Origin of the sequence: Rhizobium alarense (assembly GCF_021555155.1) — a bacterium.
Lineage (GTDB): Bacteria > Pseudomonadota > Alphaproteobacteria > Rhizobiales > Rhizobiaceae > Rhizobium_D > Rhizobium_D alarense.
On sequence record NZ_JAKGBU010000091.1, the window covers coordinates 1 to 20,980 of the forward strand.

The window sequence follows — 20,980 nt, forward strand, 5'->3', positions numbered from 1 at the left end:
TGTCGTTGACGCGGGCCGGCACCGGCGTCACCTTCCGGCCGGCGACGATGCGCTGGAAGCCGTCGACGACAAGCCGGTCGCCGTCCGCGATGCCGGCAGTGACGAGCCAGTTGTGCCCGACCGCCCGGTCCGTGGTCAGAACGCGTTCCTCGACAACGTCGTCCTTCGTCAGGAATTTTGCCGTGAGGCGGCCGGACGGGTCGCGGCTGCCGGCGAGCTGGGGAACCAGATAGCCGCGCTCGGAACCCTGCGAGACCCGCGCCCGAACATACATGCCCGGCAGCAGAAGCCGGTCGGGATTGGCGATGCGGGTGCGAATCGAGAAGCTGCCCGTCGTCTCGCTTACCGAGAATTCGGGTATCTCCAGCTTTCCGACCTCGCCATAGTCGCTGCCGTCTTCAAGGGTGATGTGCACCTGTCCCACTTCCGGGGTGCGGGACAGCAGGCCCGATTCGATCGCCTTGCGCAGCCGCAGCAGGTTGGCGCTGGTATCGATGAGGTCGACATAGATCGGATCAAGCTGCTTGATTGTCGTCAGCGCATCGCTCTGGCTGGCCGTCACGACGTTGCCGACGCTGACGTTCGAGACGCCCGTGATGCCGCTGATCGGCGCCCGCACCTCCGTCAGGTCGAGGTCGATGCGTGCGGATTTCAGGCTGGCCTCGGCCGCCGAAACATCCGCCTTTGCCTGCGCCAGCGTCAAGCGGGCATTGTCGAGTTCGATCTGCGTGCCGCCGCTGGTGACGAGCTGTTCGTAGCGGCGCACATTCGCCTCGGCCGTCGGTATGCTCACCTGCGCCTTCTCGAGCGCGGCCTTCGCCGCGTCGACCGTCGCTGCGTAGGTCTCGTCGGCAATCTTGTAGAGTACGTCGCCTTCCGTGACGGTGCGCCCCTCCTGGTAGAGGATTTTCTCGATGATGCCGCCGACACGCGGGCGGATGTCCGCCGAGGCATAGGCCACGACGCGGCCCGGAAGCGTCGCCTCCACCGACACGGTCTCGGCCTTCAGTGTGACGTAACCTGCCTCGACCTGCATCGTCGCGCCCGGCGGGCCGGCGGCCTCGTCCCCGGCATCGCTGCACGCCGTCAGAATGGCGAGGACGAGGAGGGCGGCGGCCGGGCGGCGGATCGGGAATAGTGGCATGGACGGCTTTCCAATCTTTGCATCGCCGGTGCTTGTGCGAGGCGATGCATGTCGCAGGGACGGAACGGGACGGCGGTTCTCATACGATAGAGCAAGAATGTCCGGCGTCGAGTGGCATCTCGGCTGATGCAACTCCCGTTCCTTAGAAGGACGGCATTTCGGAATTTTGGCGGTGGCAACACAAAACGTTTCCGGCGGCGGGAAATTTGTTGCCCTAGGTTTCTGGTGACGAACGGGTAAACGAAAGTTACACGATCGCGTTCATGCGGCCGTCCGTCCCGAAAGCAGCGCCGCCACCGCCGGCGCGCCCGACAAGAAGGCGGCGTCGCGTCGGCTCTACGGAACCGGCAACAATATCGGGTTCTTTCACGTCGACTTGCAGCGCATTGCCTGCTGTCTCGAACGGCAAGGGAGCGGCCGTCGAGCCGCTCCCGGTTTCAGTCCTCGTCTTCATTCGGGGACGGCGCGGCCGTCCGTCGATCCTACCACTTCTTGCTGATCTTGAAGGTGAAGGTGCGCGATTCGCCGTAGCCGCAGACGTTCTCGCCCTGGCATCCCTTGACATATTCCTTGTCGAAGAGGTTGGCGACGTTGAGCGAGGCGGCCCAGTCGGCCTTCTCGTAGCGGACGGCCGCGTCGAAGAGTGTCGCCGAGGGCACCTTCAGCGTGTTCGACGTATTGGCATAGGACGATCCCTGGTGGCGCACGCCGGCGCCGAGGCTCAGGCCCTCCATCGGGCCGTCGACGACGCTGTAGTCGATCCAGGCCGAAGCGGTGAAGCCCGGGACGAGGACCGGCGAATTTCCGATGATCGAGGCGTCGGTGTCCTCGGTCACTTCAAGGTCGATATAGGACAGCGCGCCGAGGATCTTCCAGTTCTGGTTCAGGTTGACCTTGGCCTCGAGCTCCGCGCCCGTCGAGCGTACCTCGCCGAGCTGGACCTGGGTCAGCGGATCGTCGGGATTGGTGACCGTGACGTTCTGCTTGGTGATCTGGAACAGCGAGGCCGTGATGAGGCCGTCGAAGGCGGTCGGCTCGTATTTCACGCCCGCTTCGAACTGGTAGCCTTCCTCCGGTTCGAAGGCGCCGGTGGCGCTGACGCCGACGATCGGATTGAAGAAGGTGGCGGCGCTCACATAGGGAGTGATGCCGTTCGCGAATTCATAGGCGAGACCGGCACGGCCGCTGACGGCGCTGTCGTTCGAGGTGTAGCTCGTGCCGACGGTGGCATCCGATTCCGTGTCGACGTAGTCGTAGCGGCCGTTCAGCGTCACGAGCCACCCGCCGCCGAAGCGGATCTGGTCCTGCGCGTAGAGGCCGACCTGCTGCTGCGTCAGGACCTGGTCGAGATAGACGAAGTTGTCGCCCTGCGGCACATCGTAGATCGGATCGGTGGCGCTGATCGAGGTCGCGCCGCAGCACGCCTGCACATGGTCGAGGCGGTAATACTTGTAATCGAGGCCGATAAGGGCGGCGTGGTCCAGACCGCCCGTTGCGAAGCCGAATTCGGCGCGGTTATCGATCGCGAAGCTGTCGACCTTGGAGGTCGCGTCGAAGCCGATGCGGTTCAGCTGGTAGTCCGGTCCGGTCGGCACGCCGCCGACCCAGCCATAGACATAGGGATAGTTTTCGGTCTTGTAGAGGTGGCCGTAGCGGGCGTTCTGCGTCAGCGTGATGCCGTTTTCGAGTTCGTGGCTGAACTCGTAGCCGACCATCTGCTGGTCGTAATGGCCGTTGTCGATGTCCGGCTCGCCATAAAAGGCGTCGCGGTCGATCTTGCCGAAGGGCGCGTCGACGACGGTGCCGACATAGGGCAGGAAGCCGTTTCCGACATGGACCTGATCGAGGCCGCCGGCATAGCCGAAGACGGTGAGGCTCGTCGTGTCGGTCGGCGCGTAGGTGATCTGCGGCATGATGAAGCCGCGCAGATCCTCCGAATAGTCGGTGTAGTTGTCGCCGCCGGCCGCCTTTCCGGTCAGGCGATAGGAGAGCGTGCCGTCCGCGTTCAGTTTGTCGCTGAAATCGAAGCCGAAGAAGGCGTTGCCGTCGCTGTTGATGCCGGTCTCGGTATAATAGGACGGCTCGTCGGTCGGGCGCTTGCGCACCAGGTTGACGATGCCGCCCGGATTCGAGCCGCCGTAGAGCACGGACGCCGGGCCTTTCAGCACCTCGACGCGTTCGAGCATGAAAGGGTCGAGCTGGAAGCCACCGAAGCCGTAACTGAAGAGCGTCAGGCCGTCCATGAAGACGCCGGTCTGCGTCGCGTCGAAGCCGCGGATATAGAACCAGTCCGTGTCCGGGTCGGTGCCGAAGGGTTCGGCGGTCACGCCGGGCGTGTAGCGCAGGACCTCGTCGATCTTGTTGACGACGCCACGGTCGCTCATTTCTTCCCGCCCGACGACCGAGACCGACTGCGGGATCTCGTTCAGGGGTGTATTGCTTTTCGAGCCCGTGGCCGTCGCCGTCGCGACATAGCCGTCCACCGGTCCGGTGGCCGGGCCGGTGCCGGCCTCGCCCTCGACGACGACGCGTTCCAGCGTGGTCGTGCTCTGCTCCTGGGCGGCGGCGCCATAGGCGGCGGCCGCGACGAGCGCCACGGCCGCCACTCCGGCCCTCAGTGCACCGATCCTGATCGCTTGCGACGATTGCATAGTCTGTCCCCGTTGCCCTTCCGGTCCGCGCGGTTCGGCGAACCTCAAGTCTTCCAATAAGGTGAGTGGTTATATCAACTTAGTGGGCCGGACTTGTCTTGTGCTGCGGAAATTGAACGATTCTGGGCAATTCTTGTGTTGCGTTCGCCGGGGCGGCCCTGCTGTTGCCGTCAGGCCGCATCAGCTGCGCCGCACCTTCTTCCACTGCGACGGGGTCACGCCGACATGTCGGCGGAAGGTGCGTGTGAAATGCGCCTGGTCGGCGAAGCCGGCTTCGGCGGCAACCGCGGTCAGCGGGCTGTCGTCCTCGACGAGCCGCTTCTTGATGCGCTCGATGCGCGCCTGCATCTGCCATTGATAGGGGGCAAGCCCGGTCGAGGCCTTGAAGGCATGGCTGAAATGCGACTGGGAGAGGCCGGTCAGCATGGCCAGCTCCCCGAGTCGGATGCCGCGCATGCAGTGCGCCTCGATGAAGTCGGTGGCGCGGCGGAGCTGCCAGGCGGCGAGCTGGCTGCGCTTGCGGCCCCGCGGCGGGCCAAGCCGCATCAGGTCGATGAAAAGCGCGACTGTCAGGCCGTCGCCGTAGAGGTCGTGCAACGGGTCGGGATTGTCGCATTCGGCGGCGATCAGCTCGGCGAGCGCGACGAAGCGCGAATCCTCGAACATCAGCCTCGGCGTCTCCGCCTTCGCCGGATCGATCTCGTCCATCAGCCGGTTGCGCAGTGCGTCAAGGTTGAAATGCAGGTCGAGATGCCGCACGACGCGCACGTCGTTGATCTCCGCCCAGATTTCCATGCCGGCGGGAATATAGGACAGCGTGTGGCGGCGCTGTTCGAAGGCAGGGCCGCTCCAGCCCGGTGTGAACTTGATCTGGCGTCTCGCGCCGCCTTGCAGGTCGAGCACGACGATCAGTCTTGGATCCTCGCTGACATAGTAGCCGCCGGCACCCTGCGCGCATTCCACGTCCCAAAGATCCGCAACGACGCCGTTCCAGCTGCGTCGGCGCAGTCCGCCGATCACGCTGAAACCTTCGATCCTGTTGTGCATGCGCGGCTGGAAGCTCAACCGGTGCCTCTTCTGCGGCGGTGTGCCGCGCCTGGAGATTTAAACTTGTATCTTTTTATCAAGTTTAATAGCTTGTTTTCCGTTGCGTTGCAACAGACGGGGCGAGCGTCCGCCCGCGTCGCGAGCAGTCGCCCGAATGGCGATCCGTGTATTTGCATTCGCGCCTGGGTTGTTTCGGAATGTGCATTCCGGAAATTGCGGCAACGTTATGGATTTTCTAAAAACATGCTGCATGTGCGAAGAAAATTTTGCAAATCAAATAATCATACGAATGCAACGCGAAAATTTTCTGAAATTTGATGATCGACATTGACAGGGAATGCGGCGCGTCTTATCTGTTCGAACATCGCATGAAAGGTTCCATGCGACCGTTATTCTGATCTGCTATCGGCGCTTGTGATGGCGCCCGCTTACTCAAGGGAGAGTGTCATGTACGGTTCTGACTGCATCGCCTCCACTTGTGGTGTGTTCTCCTGTCGCGGAACGATTATGGGGAAATGGCGTTCGGCGCTCTGCCGAATGTGATCCGTTCCCCCTCTTTCGATTGCAACGCATCTTTTTCAAGAATGCCCGCGTCTCACGGCGTGGTGGGAGACTGTTTATGGAGAAGCAAGTTATTGAAATCGGCGGCGAGGCGGTCGGAGTGGTCGTTCCAGACCGGGATGCCTTGAAGTTTGTCGCGGTCAAATATCATGTCTGGGATCTCGACTCGCAGCGGTTCAACTCGGCCGACGAGGTGCGCGAGGCGATCCGCAAGCTCATGAAGGCGCCGTCGGCGGCAAAATTCTCGGGCGTCGCGGTCGCCTGATGCGGTCCGCGACTTTCGATCTGGACGACCGTCGCTCTCGGACATAGGTTTTCTGTCAGAGCGGCGCACCGGACGGGTGCCGGCCGTTTGCTCCGCAACAGAACCGGCGAGTCGTCATGACCCATCCTGCTTTTACGGACGGCAAGGTTGCCGTCATTACCGGTGCGGCGTCTGGCATAGGCCGCGCCGCGGCTCTCAGATTGGCGGCGGCCGGCCTGAAGGTGGCGCTTGCCGATCTCGACGGCCCGCGGCTTCGCGAGGCCGGTGCCGACGTGGCGGCAGTTTCGCCGGGCGGAGAGGGCGACGTTCTCGTCATCCCGACCGACGTTTCCGACCGGACGGCGCTCGAGGCCCTGCAGCAGGCGGTCGTCACGCGCTTCGGCGACATCCATGTGCTCATGAACAATGCCGGCGTCCAGCCGGGCAGCGCGCTGTTCGGCGCCGAGGAAAACTGGCAGAAGGTGCTGGCCGTCAATCTCTGGGGGGTGATCCACGGCAGCCGCGTCTTCGCGCCGGGCATGATCGCCCATGGCGAGCCGGCGCTCATCATCAACACGGGCTCGAAGCAGGGCATTACCACGCCGCCGGGAGACCCGGCCTACAATGTTTCCAAGGCCGCAGTGAAGGTCTTCACCGAAGCGCTGCAGCACGACTTGCGCAACACCGAGGGCTGCAAGGTGAGTGCTCATCTGCTCATTCCCGGCTTCGTCTTCACCGGCCTGACGGCGCGCGGCCGGGCGGACAAGCCCGACGGTGCCTGGACGGCGGAGCAGACGGTCGACTTCATGATGGAGAGCATCGCGCGCGGCGACTTCTACGTCCTCTGCCCCGACAACGAGGTCGATCGGGCGACCGACGAGAAACGCATTCTCTGGGCTGCCGGCGACATTGTCGAAAACCGTCCGCCGCTGTCGCGCTGGCATCCCGACTACGGCGACGCCTTCCGCGCCTTTCTCACCAGGACCTGACGGGCGTTTCGGTCTGAGCGAAACGCCCGACAAGATCCCGGATCTGTGGACATTGCGTTCACCGCCGCCGCACTGGCGCCGCCCGCGCTTTTTTGATTGGCTGCGCGCCACCGGAGGGAATCATGACGAGCGGCATCCACCACATCACGGCCATCACCCGCAAGGTGCAGCCGAATGTCGACTTCTATGCCGGCTTCCTCGGTCTTCGGCTCGTCAAGCGCACGGCCGGTTTCGAGGATGCCGACCAGCTTCATCTCCTCTATGGCGACGAGCGCGGGTCTCCGGGAACGCTGCTGACCTTTCTCGTCTGGCAGGACGGTTCGCCCGGCCGCGTCGGCGTCGGCCAGCCCTCCGAGATCGCCCTTTCGATCCGCCCCGAGGCGATCGGCTTCTGGCTGACGCGCGCGCTGCGCTTCAACGTGCCACTGACGGGACCCGCGGCGGAATTCGGCGAACCTGTGCTGCGCCTCAAGGACCCGGACGGCATCATCGTCAAGCTGGTGGGCGAGGCGGATGTCGAGGGACCCGCGCCCTGGCCGGCGAAGGACATCGGCACCGCCGACGCGGTCCAGCGGATTCGTGGCGCCACGGTCCTCAGCGACCGGCCGGAAGACACGGCGGCGTTCCTTGCCGTGCATTTCGGGTTCCGGCCGGTGGCCGAAGCAAACGGCATCCGCCGGCTTGCCGGGGGCGCGGGCGACGTGCTGGACATCCGCGATGCGAGCGGCTTCTGGACGTCGGCGCCCGGCACCGGCACGATCGACCACGTGGCGCTCCGGGCACCGGATCGGCAGGGTGTTGCCCGAGTGGAGACGGTTTTGGCGGCGGCAGGCGCCGGGGCCACCAATGCCCACGACCGCACCTATTTCTATTCGCTCTATGTGCGCGAACCGGGCGGCGCCCTGATCGAATATGCGACGGACGAACCGGGTATGGCGGTCGACGAACCGCCCGACGCGCTCGGCACCCATCTCTTCGTGCCGCACCATTTCGCAGCCGATCCGGATGCCGTGCGGGCGCGCCTGCCGCAGTTCGCGCTGCCGGGCGAGGCACGCATCGTCGAGCGCGAACTGCCCTTCGTTCATCGCATACGCCAGCCGGATGTGCCGGACGGCAGCGTCCTCGTGCTGCTGCACGGTTCGGGCGGCAACGAGGCGAGCCTCCTGCCGTTCGCCTTGCAGGTCGCGCCCGACGCGACCATCGTCAGCCTGCGCGGTCGCAGCACCGAGGAGGGTTCGCCGCGCTTCTTCCGCCGATTTGCCGCGACCCGGTTCGACCAGGCCGATATCGTCGCGGAGGCCGCAGCCTTTGCCGCCTTCATGGAGGAAGCGAACGTCGCCTACGGGCTCGATCCGCAGCGGACCGTCTTTCTCGGCTATTCGAACGGGGCGAACATGCTCGGCGCCGTCCTTCAATTGCATCCCGCCGTCGCGCGCAATGCCGTCCTGCTTCGGGCGATGAACGTGCTTGAAAGCGCGCCGGCGGCCGATCTCACCGGCGCGCGTGTTCTGATGGTGACGGGCGAAGCCGACCTTTACGGCACGCACGCGGCCGGGTTGGAAAGCGTGCTGGCCGGGGCGGGGGCGGCCGTCGAGAACCGCCGAATTGCTGCAGGCCACGACATCGCCGCCGCCGATATCGAGCTTGCTGCAACTTTCTTCTCGCAGAGTGTCGCCTGACGGAGGGTGCGCCGAGCGCAGGATCCGCGCATGTCCCGTTGGCGTCTTTCGACGGCGCGTCGTCAGGCGAGCGGCTTCAGCCTCGCTTCGATCTGGGCGCGGCGCGGCTCCAGGAAGGGCGGCAGCGACAGGCTCTCGCCGAGCGTTTCCAGGGGTTCGTCGACCGCGAAGCCCGGACCGTCCGTCGCGATCTCGAAGAGGATGCCGTTCGGCTCGCGGAAATAGAGCGAGCGGAAATAGTAACGCTCGACCTCGCCGCTGGAGGGAATGCGGAAGCCATGCAACCGCTCGGTCCAGGCCCGTAGCATTTCGGCATCCGGCGCGCGGAAGGCGACATGGTGCACCGCGCCGGCGCCCTGGTGCGCCGGCGGCAGGTCGGGTTGCACGGCCACATGCAGTTCGGCCGCAGGCCCGCCGTCGCCCATCGAAAAGACCTGCACGTCGCCCGGGCCGTCGGGCGCGGCATAGGGCGATGTCCTGCGCATGTTCATCACTTCGGTCAGCACAATCTCGGTGTTGCGGATGTCGGGCACGCTGAGCTCGATCGGGCCGAGCCCCTTGATCTGATGTTCGGCCGGCACCGGGCTCTTCTCCCAGGGATGCGATGGCTCGCCCGTGTCGTCGGCGGTCAAGCGGAAGCGCTGGCCTTCGCCGTCCTCGAAATCGAGGGTCGCGCGTCCGCCGATCTCCCGGATGTCGCCCGCCTTCACCTTCGTCTCGGCGAACCTCGCCTTCCACCAGGCGAGCGTTTCCGTGTTTGCGACCCGCAGCCCCGTGCGCGAAATGCTGTGCGTACCGCGCCGCTCGCGGGCGACCGGCCAGTCGAAGAAGGTGAGATCGGTGCCGGGCGAGGCGAGGCCATCGGCATAGAAGAGGTGGTAGGCGGTCGTGTCGTCCTGGTTCACCGTCTTCTTGACGAGCCGCAGGCCGAGAACCCGGGTGTAGAAGGCGAGGTTCTGCGGCGCATTGGCGGTGATCGCCGTCAGGTGATGAATGCCGGTGAGTTGAAGGGTCATGGCGGGCTCCTGTCTCTCGTCGCGCGGCGGCGCGAATCCTTGGGTGAATATCGCCCCGGAGGGCGGGCAGCGAAAGGCGACGGACAGAGAACGATCAGTTCGCGGATAGCGAACGGAGGCGGAAGACGTGCCGCTTCTGGCGCAGCCGGCCGGAAGCTCATTCTTTCGCATTGCGAAATCTCGGCGTCTGCGCGATGTATGCCGCCATGGCGCCGGCTGATTTGACCATTCTTGTCATCGACGAAAACGCGATCCGTGCCTCGATCATCGAGGCGGGGCTGCGCGATGCCGGCCATCAGCGGGTGACGGTGGTGCTCGACGTGCACGGTGTCGGGCGCGTCATCGAGCGGCTGCAGCCGGACGTTATCGTCATCGATCTGGAAAACCCGAACCGCGACCTGCTCGAAAGCATGTTTCAGCTTTCCCGGTCCGTGAAGCGGCCGATCGCCATGTTTGTCGACCGTTCCGACAAGGGCATGATCGAGGCGGCGATCGATGCGGGCGTCTCGGCCTATGTGGTCGACGGGCTCCGCCAGGAACGGGTGAAGCCGATCCTCGACATGGCGATCAGCCGCTTCAACGCCTTCTCGCGCATGGCGCGGGAACTGGAAGAGGCACGCAGCGAACTCGAGGGCCGCAAGGTCGTCGACCGCGCCAAGGGTATTTTGATGAAATCGCGCGGCATCAGCGAGGACGAGGCCTACAAGCTGCTTCGCAAGACCGCGATGAGCCAGAACCGCAAGATCGCCGAGATCGCCCAAAGTCTCGTGCTCGCGGCAGGCTTGCTGGAGGATCCCTGATGGTAGCAACGGCAGACATCACGCTCGGCTTCATGCCGCTCTTCGACAGCGCCGTGCTCGTCGCCTCCGTCGAAAAAGGGTTCGCGCGCGACGAGGGCCTGAATGTCCGCCTCGTGCGGGAAACCTCCTGGGCCAATATCCGCGACCGCATCGCAGTCGGCCATTTCCAGGCGGCGCACATGCTGGCGCCCATGCCCATCGCCTCGAATCTGGGCCTGACGCCGCTGTCGCTGAACCTGGTCGTTCCCTTCGCCCTCGGCCTCGGCGGCAATGCGGTGACGGTCTCGCTCGGGCTCTGGCAGGCGATGAGCGAGGCCGGGGCCGGCCCCTCGGTTGATCCTGCCGTCAACGGCGCCGCCCTGCGGGAGGTTGCCGCCGCCCGGCGTGCGGCCGGCCTGCCGGCGCCGCGGTTCGCCGTCGTGCATCCCTTCTCCGGCCACAATTACGAGTTGCGCTACTGGCTTGCCGCCTGCGGTATCGACCCGGACGGCGACGTCGAGATCGTCGTCGTGCCGCCACCGTTGATGCCGGATGCGTTGCAGACCGGCAGCATCGACGGCTTCTGCGTCGGGGAGCCCTGGAGCAGCGTTGCCGTCGCAAGGGGGGCAGGGCGCATCGCCACGGTGAAGGCGGCCATCTGGCGGCTCAGCCCGGAAAAGGTGCTGGGCGTGCCGGAGCACTTCGCCAAGCAGAACAGCGACGCGCTCGATGCACTCGTGCGGGCCCTCTACCGTGCGTCCGCGTGGTGCGGCGAGAGTGCCAACCATGAGGAACTGGCGTCTCTGATGGCGGGTCCGGATTTTCTGGGGCTGCCGCGGGAGAACCTGATGCCGATCCTCACGGGCCGGCTGGCGCTCGGCGCGGGCGGACGGGAGGACATCCCCGAATTTTTCGTACCGCACGCCAAGGGTGCGTGCTTCCCCTGGCAGAGCCACGCGCTCTGGTTCTACAGCCAGATGGTGCGCTGGGGACATGTCATGCATTCTCCCTCGAATGTGGCGGTCGCGCGCGACACCTATCGCCCGGACATCTACAGGCGGGCGCTCGGGCCCGTCGGCGCGCCGATGCCCGGCGCCAATATGAAGGTGGAGGGCGCGCTCTCCGTTCCGGCTGCCGTCGGCGCCTCGCGGTCCGGGCTCGTGCTGGGGCCGGACGGTTTCTTTGACGGCCGCATCTTCGATCCGGATCTCGTCGACGACTATCTTGCGGCACAGCGCTGACCGTTTCCTGGGCATTGTGCCTTGCAGTGCAAAATTTGTGCATTGCGCAAGTTTTCGGCAGCGGATTGGCGCGCAATGCGGCGCGCGGCAAATTTGGGTCATCACCCCAAATATCTGAAAATACAGAAATTATGATGATTTTTTCAAACTGGCACGCTTCATGCTTGCCTGTTGGGGCAGGTCCAGAGGGGACTTAAAACATAGCGTCCAACGAAGGGCGCAGAAGGCAAGGCCGCCAAACCGAATTCGCGAACTCCTGAGGGAGTGGCGCTGAGTTCGGATTGGCGGCCTTTTCTTTTGCGCCCTTCTTCACGTCACAGCGGCCGGCCTCCCACGACCGCCAAACCGGAGAAACAGCATGGCCATGAACCTCAAGAGCACATTCGCCGCCTGTTCGATCAGGGCAGCGGTCGCCGCCGTCCTCCTTGCCTCCACCGCGTCGGCGGTTTCGGCCGAGATGCTCGACCTGGAGAAGGACGAGCTGAAGCTCGGCTTCATCAAGCTCACCGACATGGCGCCGCTCGCCATTGCCTATGAAAAGGGCTTCTTCGAGGATGAAGGCCTCTTCGTGACACTGGAGCCGCAGGCGAACTGGAAGGTGCTGCTCGACCGCGTCATCACCGGCGAGCTCGACGGTGCGCACATGCTCGCCGGCCAGCCGCTTGCCGCGACGATCGGTTACGGCACCAAGGCACATATCGTGACACCCTTTTCCATGGACCTGAACGGCAACGGCATCACGGTTTCCAACGATGTCTGGGCCATGATGAAGGAGCACATCCCGGTCGGCGAGGATGGCAAGCCGGTACATCCGATCAAGGCGGATGCGCTGAAGCCGGTGGTCGAAAAGTTCAAGGCGGAAGGCAAGTCCTTCAATCTTGGCATGGTCTTCCCGGTCTCTACCCACAATTACGAGTTGCGCTACTGGCTGGCCTCGGGCGGCATCAATCCGGGCTACTATGCCTCGGGCGACATTTCCGGCCAGATCAAGGCGGATGCGCTTCTCTCGGTGACGCCGCCGCCGCAGATGCCGGCGACGCTGGAAGCCGGCACGATCGTCGGCTATTGCGTCGGCGAACCCTGGAACCAGGCGGCCGTCTTCAAGGGCATCGGCGTTCCGGTCATCACCGACTACGAAATCTGGAAGAACAACCCGGAAAAGGTCTTCGGCCTCACCAAGGACTTCACGGAAAAATATCCGAACACGACGCTGGCGCTGACCAAGGCGCTGATCCGCGCGGCCGAATGGCTCGACGCGGACAACAATGCCAACCGTGCCGAGGCGGTCGAGATCCTGTCGCGCAGCGAATATGTCGGCGCCGACGCCGAGGTCATCGCCAACTCGATGACCGGAACGTTCGAATACGAGAAGGGCGACAAGCGGGAGGTGCCGGACTTCAACGTCTTCTTCCGCCACTATGCGACCTATCCCTACTATTCGGACGCGACCTGGTACCTGACGCAGATGCGGCGCTGGGGCCAGATTCCGGACCACAAGGATGACGCCTGGTATGCCGAGACGGCGAAGTCGGTCTATCTGCCCGACGTGTACATGAAGGCGGCCGAACTCCTCATCGAGGAAGGCAACGCGAAGAAGGAGGACTTCCCCTTCGGCACGGACGGCTACAAGCCCGCGACCTCCGACTTCATCGACGGCGTGACCTACGACGGCAAGACGCCCAACGCCTATATCGACTCGCTCTCGATCGGCCTGAAGAGCGGCCAGAAGGTCGAGGGGTCCGAGATCGTCGGCGGCTGATCCGCAACCGCCTTGGCGGCGCGGCCGGCCGGGCCGCGCCCGATTTCCCGATACGAACACAGGGCAGACAGATGACCAATGCCATCGACACCATGGATCCAAGCGGCGGGGCGGCGCGGGCCGCCCGGCGCGAGCGCCTGTTCCAGCGCATCAACAAGGCCGACGGTTGGCTGAGCGTTCTCGGTCTCGGCTGGGTCACGCCGATCCTGCGCATCCTTGCCGGCGACAGCGTTTCCGCGCAGATGACGGAACTGCGCAAGGTGCTGCTGGTGCCGCTCGCCGGCATTCTCTGCTTCCTTGCCGCCTGGGCCTTTCTGGCGCCGAAGGTGCAGACGTCGCTCGGCGCCATCCCCGGGCCGGTGGCGGTCTGGCATCAGGCGAGCGGGCTCGTCGGGGATCATTTCGATGAGCGCGCAAAGGCGGATGCTTTCTACCAGCGGCAGGACGAGCGCAATGCCAAGCTTGTCGCCGACGGCAAGGCCGACCAGGTCAAGCACCGCATCTACACCGGCAAGCCCACCTATCTCGACCAGATCCTGACATCGCTTCTGACGGTCGGCCTCGGCTTTGTCATCGCCACTGCGATCGCGGTTCCCGTCGGCATCGCCTCCGGTCTCTCGAAAACGATCAACGGTGCGATCAATCCGCTGATCCAGATATTCAAGCCGGTGTCGCCGCTTGCCTGGCTGCCGATCGTGACGATGATCGTCTCGGCGCTCTATGCCGATCCCTCCGACCTCCTGCCGAAGTCGCTGGTCATTTCGGCCGTGACCGTCACGCTCTGTTCGCTGTGGCCGACGCTGATCAACACGGCGCTCGGCGTCGCCTCGATCGACAAGGATCTGGTCAATGTCGGCAAGGTGCTGCAGCTTTCGACCGCGACGACGATCCGCAAGCTGGTGCTGCCTTCGGCCCTGCCGCTGATCTTCACGGGACTGCGCCTCTCGCTGGGCGTTGGCTGGATGGTGCTGATCGCCGCCGAAATGCTCGCGCAGAATCCCGGCCTCGGCAAGTTCGTCTGGGACGAGTTCCAGAACGGCTCGTCGGACTCGCTCGCCCGCATCATGGTGGCGGTGGTGACGATCGGCCTCATCGGCTTCGTGCTCGACCGCGTCATGTACGCGCTCCAGTCGGCCTTCACCTTCTCGACGAACCGGTGAGGAACGGCGGATGAACATTCTCGAACTCAGCGATATCTCGAAATCCTTCGGCGAGGGCAAGGCCCGCAACGAGGTGCTTTCCGGTGTCAATCTGAAGGTGGAAGAGGGCGAGTTCATTGCCATCGTCGGCTTCTCGGGCTCCGGCAAGTCGACGCTGATCTCCCTGCTCGCCGGCCTTTCGGTGCCCGACAGCGGCGCGGTTCTCTTCCGCAACAGGGAAGTGACCGGGCCGGGGCCTGAGCGCGGCGTCGTCTTCCAGTCCTATTCGCTGATGCCCTGGCTGTCGGTGCGCTCCAACGTGGCGCTCGCCGTCGACAGCGTTCACGCCTCCAAGCCGAAGATCGAGCGCCGGCAGATCGTCGCCGAGTATATCGACATGGTCGGCCTGTCGCACGCCGTCGACCGCCGGCCGGCGGAACTCTCCGGCGGCATGCGCCAGCGCGTCGCGGTCGCCCGCGCGCTTGCCATGCGGCCGGAGGTGCTGCTGCTCGACGAACCGCTTTCGGCGCTCGACGCCCTGACGCGTGCCAAGCTGCAGGACGAGTTCGCGGCGATATCGGCAAAGGAGAAGAAGACGATCGTCCTCATCACCAATGACGTGGACGAGGCGATTCTGCTCGCCGATCGCATTATCCCGCTGACGCCTGGGCCGAAGGCAACGCTGGGGCCGAGCTTCAACGTCGCCCTGCCGCGCCCGAGGGACCGGGCCGAGATGAATTCGGATGCCGAGTTCATCCGCCTTCGCGCCGATATCACAGCCTATCTGATGGACATCGGCGCTGAACGCGGCAGCGAGGAGGAGCGCACGATCGAACTGCCGAACGTCATCCCGATCACGCAGAAGCCGAAGGTCGAGAAGCTTCCCGAGGCCTATGCCCGCAAGGCGCAGTCGGCGATCGAGAAGGGCTATGTCGAGTTCTTCGAGGTCCGCAAGGTCTATCCGACGCCGAAGGGGCCGCTGACCGTCGTCGACGGCTTCGACCTCAAGATGAAGAAGGGCGAGTTCATCTCGGTCATCGGCCATTCGGGCTGCGGCAAGTCGACCGTGCTTTCCATGGTAGCAGGCCTCAACCCGATCTCTTCGGGCGGCATCATCCTTGATGGCCGGGAAATCTCCGGCGCCGGGCCGGACCGCGCCGTCGTGTTCCAGGCGCCGTCGCTGCTGCCCTGGCTGACGGCCCGCGAAAACGTCGCGCTGGGCGTCGACAAGGTCTATCCCGATGCCATGCCGGCCGAGCGGCGCGATATCGTCGAATACTATCTGCAGCGCGTCGGCCTCGGCGACTCCCTGCACCGGCTCGCGGCCGATCTTTCGAACGGCATGAAGCAGCGGGTCGGCATCGCCCGTGCCTTCGCGCTTTCACCCAAGCTGCTGCTGCTCGACGAGCCTTTCGGCATGCTCGACAGCCTGACACGCTGGGAATTGCAGGAGGTGCTGATGGACGTGTGGAAGCGCACGCAGGTCACCGCCATCTGCGTCACCCACGATGTCGACGAGGCGATCCTGCTCGCCGACCGCGTGGTGATGATGTCGAACGGTCCGAACGCGAAGATCGGCAACATCATGGAGGTGAACCTGCCGCGCCCGCGCTCGCGCAAGGCGCTGCTCGCGCACCCCGACTACTACGCCTATCGCGAGGAACTGCTCGACTTCCTCGAAGCCTACGAGGGCGGCGCCGATCCGTCGCCCGCACAACTGACATCGATCCAGGAAAAACGTGCGGCCCGCATCGCCCGCCAGGACATGGCGCGGCGTGTGGCGGCTGCGGAATAGGAGCGCGTCATGACCGACACGACACCCGAAAAACTCGTCATCATCGGCAACGGCATGGCGCCAGGCCGCATGCTGGAACATCTCTTCGAGAAGGCGCCTGGACAATACCAGGTCACGATCTTCAATGCCGAGCCGCGCGTGAACTATGACCGGATCATGCTGTCACCGGTGCTTTCCGGCGAGAAGACCTACGAGCAGATCGTCATCCACGGCGACGGCTGGTACATCGAGCACGGCATCACGCTCTACAAGGGGCACAAGGTCGTTTCGATCGATCGCGACGCGAAGACGGTGACCTCCAACCACGGCATCACCGAAAGCTACGACAAGCTGGTGATCGCCACCGGTTCGGTGCCCTTCATCATCCCCGTGCCGGGCAAGGACCTTCCCGGCGTCATCACCTATCGCGATCTTGACGATGTCGACGCCATGCTGCTCGCGGCCCAATCGCGCGAAAAGGCGGTCGTCATCGGCGGCGGCCTGCTCGGCCTCGAGGCGGCGGCGGGCCTCGCACAGCGCGGCATGGACGTGACCGTGCTGCATGTCATGCCGACGCTGATGGAGCGGCAGCTCGACCCGGCCGCCGGCTACCTTCTGCAGAAGGCGGTGGAGGAACGGGGCATCAAGGTCATCTGCAAGGCCAACACCAAGCAGATCGTCGGAGACGGCAAGGTCGAGGGCATCGAACTCGACGACGGCCGCATCATCCCGGCAACGCTCGTCGTCATGGCGGTCGGCATCCGGCCGAATGTCGGACTTGCGAAGGAGGCGGGGCTTGCCGTCAACCGCGGCATCGTCGTCGACGCCGGCATGCAGACCTCGGACGGCGACATCCTGTCCGTCGGCGAATGCGTGGAAGTGGGCGGTATGGTCTACGGCCTTGTCGCGCCGCTCTACGAGATGGCCCGTATCGCCGCCTCGCACCTTGCCGGCGACAAGAGCCCGGCCTTCGTCCATTCGGACACGCCGACAAAACTCAAGGTCACCGGTATCGATCTCTATTCGCTCGGCGACTTTGCCGACGGCGACGACCGGCAGGAAATCGTGCTGCGCGATGCGACGGCCGGCGTTTACAAGCGTCTCGTGCTGAAGGACAACCGCATCATCGGCACCGTGCTTTACGGGGAGACGGCGGACGGCGCCTGGTTCAACGACCTGAAGAAGAAACAGACCGACATTTCGGCGATGCGCGACACGCTGATTTTCGGCCAGGCCTACCAGGGAGGGTCCCCGCTGGACCCTACGGCGGCCGTTGCAGCCTTGCCGGATGATGCGGAAATCTGCGGCTGCAACGGCGTTTGCAAGGGGAAGATCGTCGACACGATCAGGGGCAAGGGCCTGACGTCGCTCGACGACGTGCGCGCCCACACCAAGGCGTCGGCTTCGTGCGGCTCCTGCACCGGCCTCGTCGAACAACTGATGAGCGCCACGCTTGGCGACGCCTATAATCCGGCCGCTGTCCAGCCGATGTGCACCTGCACGGAGCTTGGCCATGACGATGTGCGCCGGCTCATCAAGGCGAAGAAGCTGAAGACCATTCCGGCCGTCATGCAGGAACTGGAATGGAAGACCTCCTGCGGCTGCGCCAAATGCCGGCCGGCACTCAACTACTACCTCGTCTGCGACTGGCCGGACGAATATGCCGACGACTACCAGTCGCGCTTCATCAACGAACGTGTACACGCCAATATCCAGAAGGACGGCACCTATTCGGTGGTGCCGCGCATGTGGGGCGGCGTGACCAATTCGCAGGAACTGCGGGCGATCGCCGATGTTGTCGACAAGTTCGAGGTGCCGCTGGTCAAGGTCACCGGCGGCCAGCGCATCGACCTGCTCGGCATCCAGAAGGAGGACCTGCCGGCGGTCTGGGCCGATCTCGGCAAGGCGGGCTTCGTCTCCGGCCAGGCCTATGCCAAGGGGCTCAGAACCGTGAAGACCTGTGTCGGTTCCGACTGGTGCCGCTTTGGCACGCAGGATTCCACCGGGCTCGGCATCCGCATCGAGAAATTCATGTGGGGCTCCTGGACGCCGGCCAAGGTGAAGATGGCCGTCTCCGGCTGTCCGCGCAACTGCGCCGAGGCGACCTGCAAGGATGTCGGCGTCATCTGCGTCGACTCGGGCTTCGAGATCCATTTTGCCGGCGCCGCCGGTCTCGACATCAAGGGCACCGAGGTGCTCGGCCTCGTCAGGACCGAGGACGAGGCGCTGGAGCATATCGTGGCGCTGACGCAGATGTATCGCGAGCAGGGCCGTTATCTCGAGCGCATCTACAAATGGGCCAAGCGCATCGGCCTCGACGAGATCCGCCGGCAGATCATGCAGGATCACGACAAGCGCAAGGCCTATTACGAGCGCTTCGTCTTTTCCCAGACGTTCGCCCAGGTCGATCCCTGGTCGGAGCGCGTCTCCGGCAAGGATAAACACGAGTTCCGCCCGATGGCCTCGGTCGGTTTCTCGCAGGCGGCAGAATGAGGAGCGGCGGCATGAACTGGGTCGAAATCGGCAAACTCTCCGACATTCCGCTGCGCGGCGCGCGCTGCGTGAAGACGCCGCAGGGCAAGGTCGCCGTGTTCCGCACGGCGGAGAACGACGTCTTCGCGATCGAAGACCACTGCCCTCACAAGGGCGGGCCGCTCAGCCAGGGCATCGTGCACGGCAAGGCCGTCACCTGCCCGCTGCACAACTGGGTGATTTCGCTGGAGACCGGCCGTGCGCTCGGTGCCGACGAAGGCGCGGTGCGGACCATTCCGGTGCGGGTGGAGGAGGAGAGCCTCTTCATTGCGCTTGAAAGCCTGATGATGGCGGCGGAGTAGGCGATGAAGGACGCTGCCGTGGCCGTTGAAACGAAGACGACCTGTCCCTATTGCGGGGTTGGCTGCGGGGTCATCGCCACGCGGGACGAAGAGGGTACGGTCTCGATAAAGGGCGATCCGGAGCACCCGGCCAATTTCGGCCGGCTCTGCTCCAAGGGCTCGGCGCTGGCCGAGACGATCGGGCCGGAAGGGCGCATTCTGTCGCCGGAGATCGACGGCAGGCCGGCAAGCTGGGACGACGCGCTTGATCTGGTTGCCGGCCGTTTCAAGGCGGTGATTGCCGAGCATGGTCCGGATTCCGTTGCCTTCTATGTCTCCGGCCAGTTGCTCACCGAGGATTATTACGTCGCCAACAAACTGATGAAGGGATTTATCGGCTCGGCGAACATCGACACCAATTCGCGCCTGTGCATGGCCTCCTCGGTCGCCGGCCACCGCCGCGCCTTCGGATCGGATACGGTGCCCGGCACCTACGAGGATCTGGAACTTGCCGATCTCGTGATCCTGACAGGCTCGAATTTTGCCTGGTGTCATCCGGTGCTCTACCAGCGCCTCGCTGCCGCCAGGCAAAAGCGGCCGGGCCTGAAGGTCGTGCTGATCGATCCGCGCCGCACGATGACGGCCGACATCGCCGACCTGCACCTTGCCATTCGCCCCGATGGTGACGTGGCGCTCTTCAACGGGCTGCTTGCGCATTTGGCGAAGAGCCCGGCGATCGACGAGAACTATGTGGCGGCGCATACCGACGGGTTCGGCGCTGCCTTCGCTGCGGCAAGTGCCTTGAGCTTCGTCGAACTGATGCAGGAGACCGGCCTCGGCGCTTCGGACCTGCGCCAGTTTTTCGCTCTCTTCGAGCGCACCGAAAGGGTCGTCACCTGCTACAGCCAGGGCATCAACCAGTCGTCCTCCGGCACGGACAAGGTCAACGCCATCATCAACTGCCACCTTGCAACCGGCCGCATCGGCCGGCCCGGCATGGGGCCGTTCTCTCTGACAGGTCAGCCGAACGCCATGGGCGGCCGCGAGGTGGGCGGGCTTGCCAACATGCTCGCCGCCCATATGGCGATCGAAAACCCGGAACACAGGGACCGCGTGCAGCGCTTCTGGGCTTCGCCGGTGATCGCCGCGAAGCCGGGGCTCAAGGCGGTCGACATGTTCCGGGCGGTCGCCGACGGGCGCATCAAGGCGCTCTGGATCATGGCGACCAATCCGGTCGTGTCGATGCCGGACGCCGGTGCCGTCGAAGCGGCGATCAGGGCGTGCCTGTTCGTCGTCGTCTCGGATATCCTGAAGGACACGGACACGACCCGGCATGCGCATGTCCTGCTGCCGTCACTTGGCTGGGGGGAGAAGGATGGCACCGTCACCAATTCCGAACGCCGCATTTCCCGCCAGCGCCGCTTCCTGCCGGCGCCCGGCGCGGCGCGGGCCGACTGGTGGCAACTGGCCGAGGTCGGCCGGCGCATGGGGTTTGCCGACGCTTTTTCGTATCGCGACGCCGCCGGAATCTTCGCCGAGCATGCCGCCCTTTCAGCCTTCGAGAACGAGGGCGCGCGGGACTTCGATATCGGTGCCCATGCGGCGATCGACGAGAACGGTTTCGAAACGCTTGCGCCGTTCCAGTGGCCGCAGCGCAAGGGTGAAGCGGGCGGCAAAGCGCGGTTTTTCGCGGAGGGCGGCTTCTTTACGCCGGATCGCAAGGCCCGTTTCGTCGCGGTTTCCGGCGGCCGTGAGCAGCGCACCGATGCGGCCTATCCGCTGATCCTGAACACCGGCCGGGTGCGGGATCACTGGCACACGATGACGCGGACCGGCCGGAGCGCACGTCTGTCTGCCCATCTCGCCGAGCCCTTCGCGGAAATCCATCCGAAGGACGCGGCGGATCTCGGTGTCTCGGACGCCGCGCTGGTGGATATCGAGAGCCGGCACGGACGCATTGTCGTGCGTGCGCTCATCACCGATCGGCAGGTGAGGGGCTCCGTTTTCGTGCCCATGCACTGGAACGACCAGTTTGCCTCACGGGCGCGGGTCGACGGGCTCGTCGCCTCCGTCACGGACCCGCATTCCGGGCAGCCCGCCTTGAAGCACGTTGCCGTGACCCTTCGGCGGCATGCCGCGGTCGC

At 64.8% G+C, this 20,980-nt stretch carries 15 protein-coding genes; 11 read left to right on the top strand and 4 right to left on the bottom strand.

Features of this window, described 5'->3' with window-relative positions; all coding sequences use genetic code 11:
* The 3 genes from LXM94_RS21745 to LXM94_RS21755 all read right to left on the bottom strand — a co-directional run.
* On the bottom strand, positions 1-1,144 hold a 1,144-nt coding region (locus tag LXM94_RS21745), incomplete at its 3' end, for an efflux RND transporter periplasmic adaptor subunit (protein WP_235773571.1).
* Positions 1,145-1,626: 482 nt separating this feature from the next.
* On the bottom strand, positions 1,627-3,795 hold the full coding sequence (locus LXM94_RS21750) for a TonB-dependent siderophore receptor (protein ID WP_235773572.1): 2,169 nt from the start codon (positions 3,793-3,795) through the stop codon (positions 1,627-1,629).
* A 180-nt stretch (positions 3,796-3,975) separates the two neighbouring features.
* Positions 3,976-4,860, bottom strand: a complete 885-nt coding sequence (locus LXM94_RS21755) for a helix-turn-helix domain-containing protein (protein ID WP_235773573.1) — start codon at positions 4,858-4,860, stop codon at positions 3,976-3,978.
* 601 nt (positions 4,861-5,461) lie between these two features.
* On the opposite strand from LXM94_RS21755, the gene LXM94_RS21760 reads away from it, so the two are divergent.
* The 3 genes from LXM94_RS21760 (at position 5,462) to LXM94_RS21770 (ending at position 8,315) form a co-directional block, all read left to right on the top strand.
* Positions 5,462-5,668, top strand: a complete 207-nt coding sequence (locus LXM94_RS21760) for a hypothetical protein (RefSeq protein WP_235773574.1) — start codon at positions 5,462-5,464, stop codon at positions 5,666-5,668.
* Positions 5,669-5,784: 116 nt separating this feature from the next.
* A complete protein-coding gene (locus LXM94_RS21765) occupies positions 5,785-6,636 on the top strand; it encodes an SDR family NAD(P)-dependent oxidoreductase (RefSeq protein ID WP_235773575.1) in 852 nt (283 codons plus the stop codon).
* Positions 6,637-6,758: 122 nt separating this feature from the next.
* Entirely contained in the window at positions 6,759-8,315 is a 1,557-nt protein-coding gene (locus LXM94_RS21770) for a VOC family protein (protein ID WP_235773576.1), read from the top strand.
* A gap of 62 nt (positions 8,316-8,377) precedes the next feature.
* Here the strand turns inward: LXM94_RS21770 and LXM94_RS21775 are convergent, their stop codons facing one another.
* Positions 8,378-9,331 (bottom strand): ring-cleaving dioxygenase, encoded by a 954-nt coding sequence (locus tag LXM94_RS21775; RefSeq protein WP_235773577.1) that lies wholly within the window; start codon positions 9,329-9,331, stop codon positions 8,378-8,380.
* 206 nt (positions 9,332-9,537) lie between these two features.
* Here LXM94_RS21775 and LXM94_RS21780 point away from each other — a divergent pair, with 206 nt between their 5' ends.
* The 8 genes from LXM94_RS21780 to LXM94_RS21815 all read left to right on the top strand — a co-directional run.
* Complete coding sequence (locus LXM94_RS21780; RefSeq protein ID WP_235773578.1) at positions 9,538-10,131, top strand: ANTAR domain-containing response regulator; 594 nt, start codon at positions 9,538-9,540, stop codon at positions 10,129-10,131.
* Positions 10,131-11,351, top strand: a complete 1,221-nt coding sequence (locus LXM94_RS21785; RefSeq protein WP_235773579.1) for a CmpA/NrtA family ABC transporter substrate-binding protein — start codon at positions 10,131-10,133, stop codon at positions 11,349-11,351. The genes LXM94_RS21780 and LXM94_RS21785 overlap by 1 nt, the downstream gene beginning before the upstream one ends.
* Positions 11,352-11,715: 364 nt before the next feature.
* Positions 11,716-13,110 carry a CmpA/NrtA family ABC transporter substrate-binding protein gene (locus LXM94_RS21790; RefSeq protein WP_408015681.1) on the top strand — a complete coding sequence of 465 codons (1,395 nt, stop codon included), beginning with the start codon at positions 11,716-11,718 and terminating at the stop codon, positions 13,108-13,110.
* 71 nt (positions 13,111-13,181) lie between these two features.
* Positions 13,182-14,270, top strand: coding sequence for an ABC transporter permease (locus LXM94_RS21795; protein ID WP_235773581.1), 1,089 nt, complete (start codon positions 13,182-13,184; stop codon positions 14,268-14,270).
* A gap of 10 nt (positions 14,271-14,280) precedes the next feature.
* Positions 14,281-16,044: an ABC transporter ATP-binding protein gene (locus LXM94_RS21800; RefSeq protein WP_235773582.1), complete on the top strand. Its 1,764-nt coding sequence runs from the start codon at positions 14,281-14,283 to the stop codon at positions 16,042-16,044.
* 9 nt (positions 16,045-16,053) lie between these two features.
* A complete protein-coding gene (gene nirB / locus LXM94_RS21805; RefSeq protein ID WP_235773583.1) occupies positions 16,054-18,516 on the top strand; it encodes a nitrite reductase large subunit NirB in 2,463 nt (820 codons plus the stop codon).
* Between the two features lie 11 nt (positions 18,517-18,527).
* Complete coding sequence (gene nirD / locus LXM94_RS21810; protein ID WP_235773584.1) at positions 18,528-18,857, top strand: nitrite reductase small subunit NirD; 330 nt, start codon at positions 18,528-18,530, stop codon at positions 18,855-18,857.
* Positions 18,858-18,875: 18 nt separating this feature from the next.
* Positions 18,876-20,980 (top strand): molybdopterin oxidoreductase family protein (locus tag LXM94_RS21815; protein ID WP_235773585.1); only part of this gene is annotated, 2,105 nt, incomplete at its 3' end.

What these genes read in the sequence shown, in the direction of transcription:
- LXM94_RS21750 (WP_235773572.1), bottom strand. Translation starts at nt 3,795, where the DNA reads ATGCAATCGTCGCAAGCGATCAGGATCGGTGCACTGAGGGCCGGAGTG.
- LXM94_RS21795 (WP_235773581.1), top strand. Translation starts at nt 13,182, where the DNA reads ATGACCAATGCCATCGACACCATGGATCCAAGCGGCGGGGCGGCGCGG.
- LXM94_RS21765 (WP_235773575.1), top strand. Translation starts at nt 5,785, where the DNA reads ATGACCCATCCTGCTTTTACGGACGGCAAGGTTGCCGTCATTACCGGT.
- nirB (WP_235773583.1), top strand. Translation starts at nt 16,054, where the DNA reads ATGACCGACACGACACCCGAAAAACTCGTCATCATCGGCAACGGCATG.
- LXM94_RS21800 (WP_235773582.1), top strand. Translation starts at nt 14,281, where the DNA reads ATGAACATTCTCGAACTCAGCGATATCTCGAAATCCTTCGGCGAGGGC.
- LXM94_RS21775 (WP_235773577.1), bottom strand. Translation starts at nt 9,331, where the DNA reads ATGACCCTTCAACTCACCGGCATTCATCACCTGACGGCGATCACCGCC.
- LXM94_RS21780 (WP_235773578.1), top strand. Translation starts at nt 9,538, where the DNA reads ATGGCGCCGGCTGATTTGACCATTCTTGTCATCGACGAAAACGCGATC.
- nirD (WP_235773584.1), top strand. Translation starts at nt 18,528, where the DNA reads ATGAACTGGGTCGAAATCGGCAAACTCTCCGACATTCCGCTGCGCGGC.
- LXM94_RS21785 (WP_235773579.1), top strand. Translation starts at nt 10,131, where the DNA reads ATGGTAGCAACGGCAGACATCACGCTCGGCTTCATGCCGCTCTTCGAC.
- LXM94_RS21790 (WP_408015681.1), top strand. Translation starts at nt 11,716, where the DNA reads ATGAACCTCAAGAGCACATTCGCCGCCTGTTCGATCAGGGCAGCGGTC.
- LXM94_RS21770 (WP_235773576.1), top strand. Translation starts at nt 6,759, where the DNA reads ATGACGAGCGGCATCCACCACATCACGGCCATCACCCGCAAGGTGCAG.
- LXM94_RS21760 (WP_235773574.1), top strand. Translation starts at nt 5,462, where the DNA reads ATGGAGAAGCAAGTTATTGAAATCGGCGGCGAGGCGGTCGGAGTGGTC.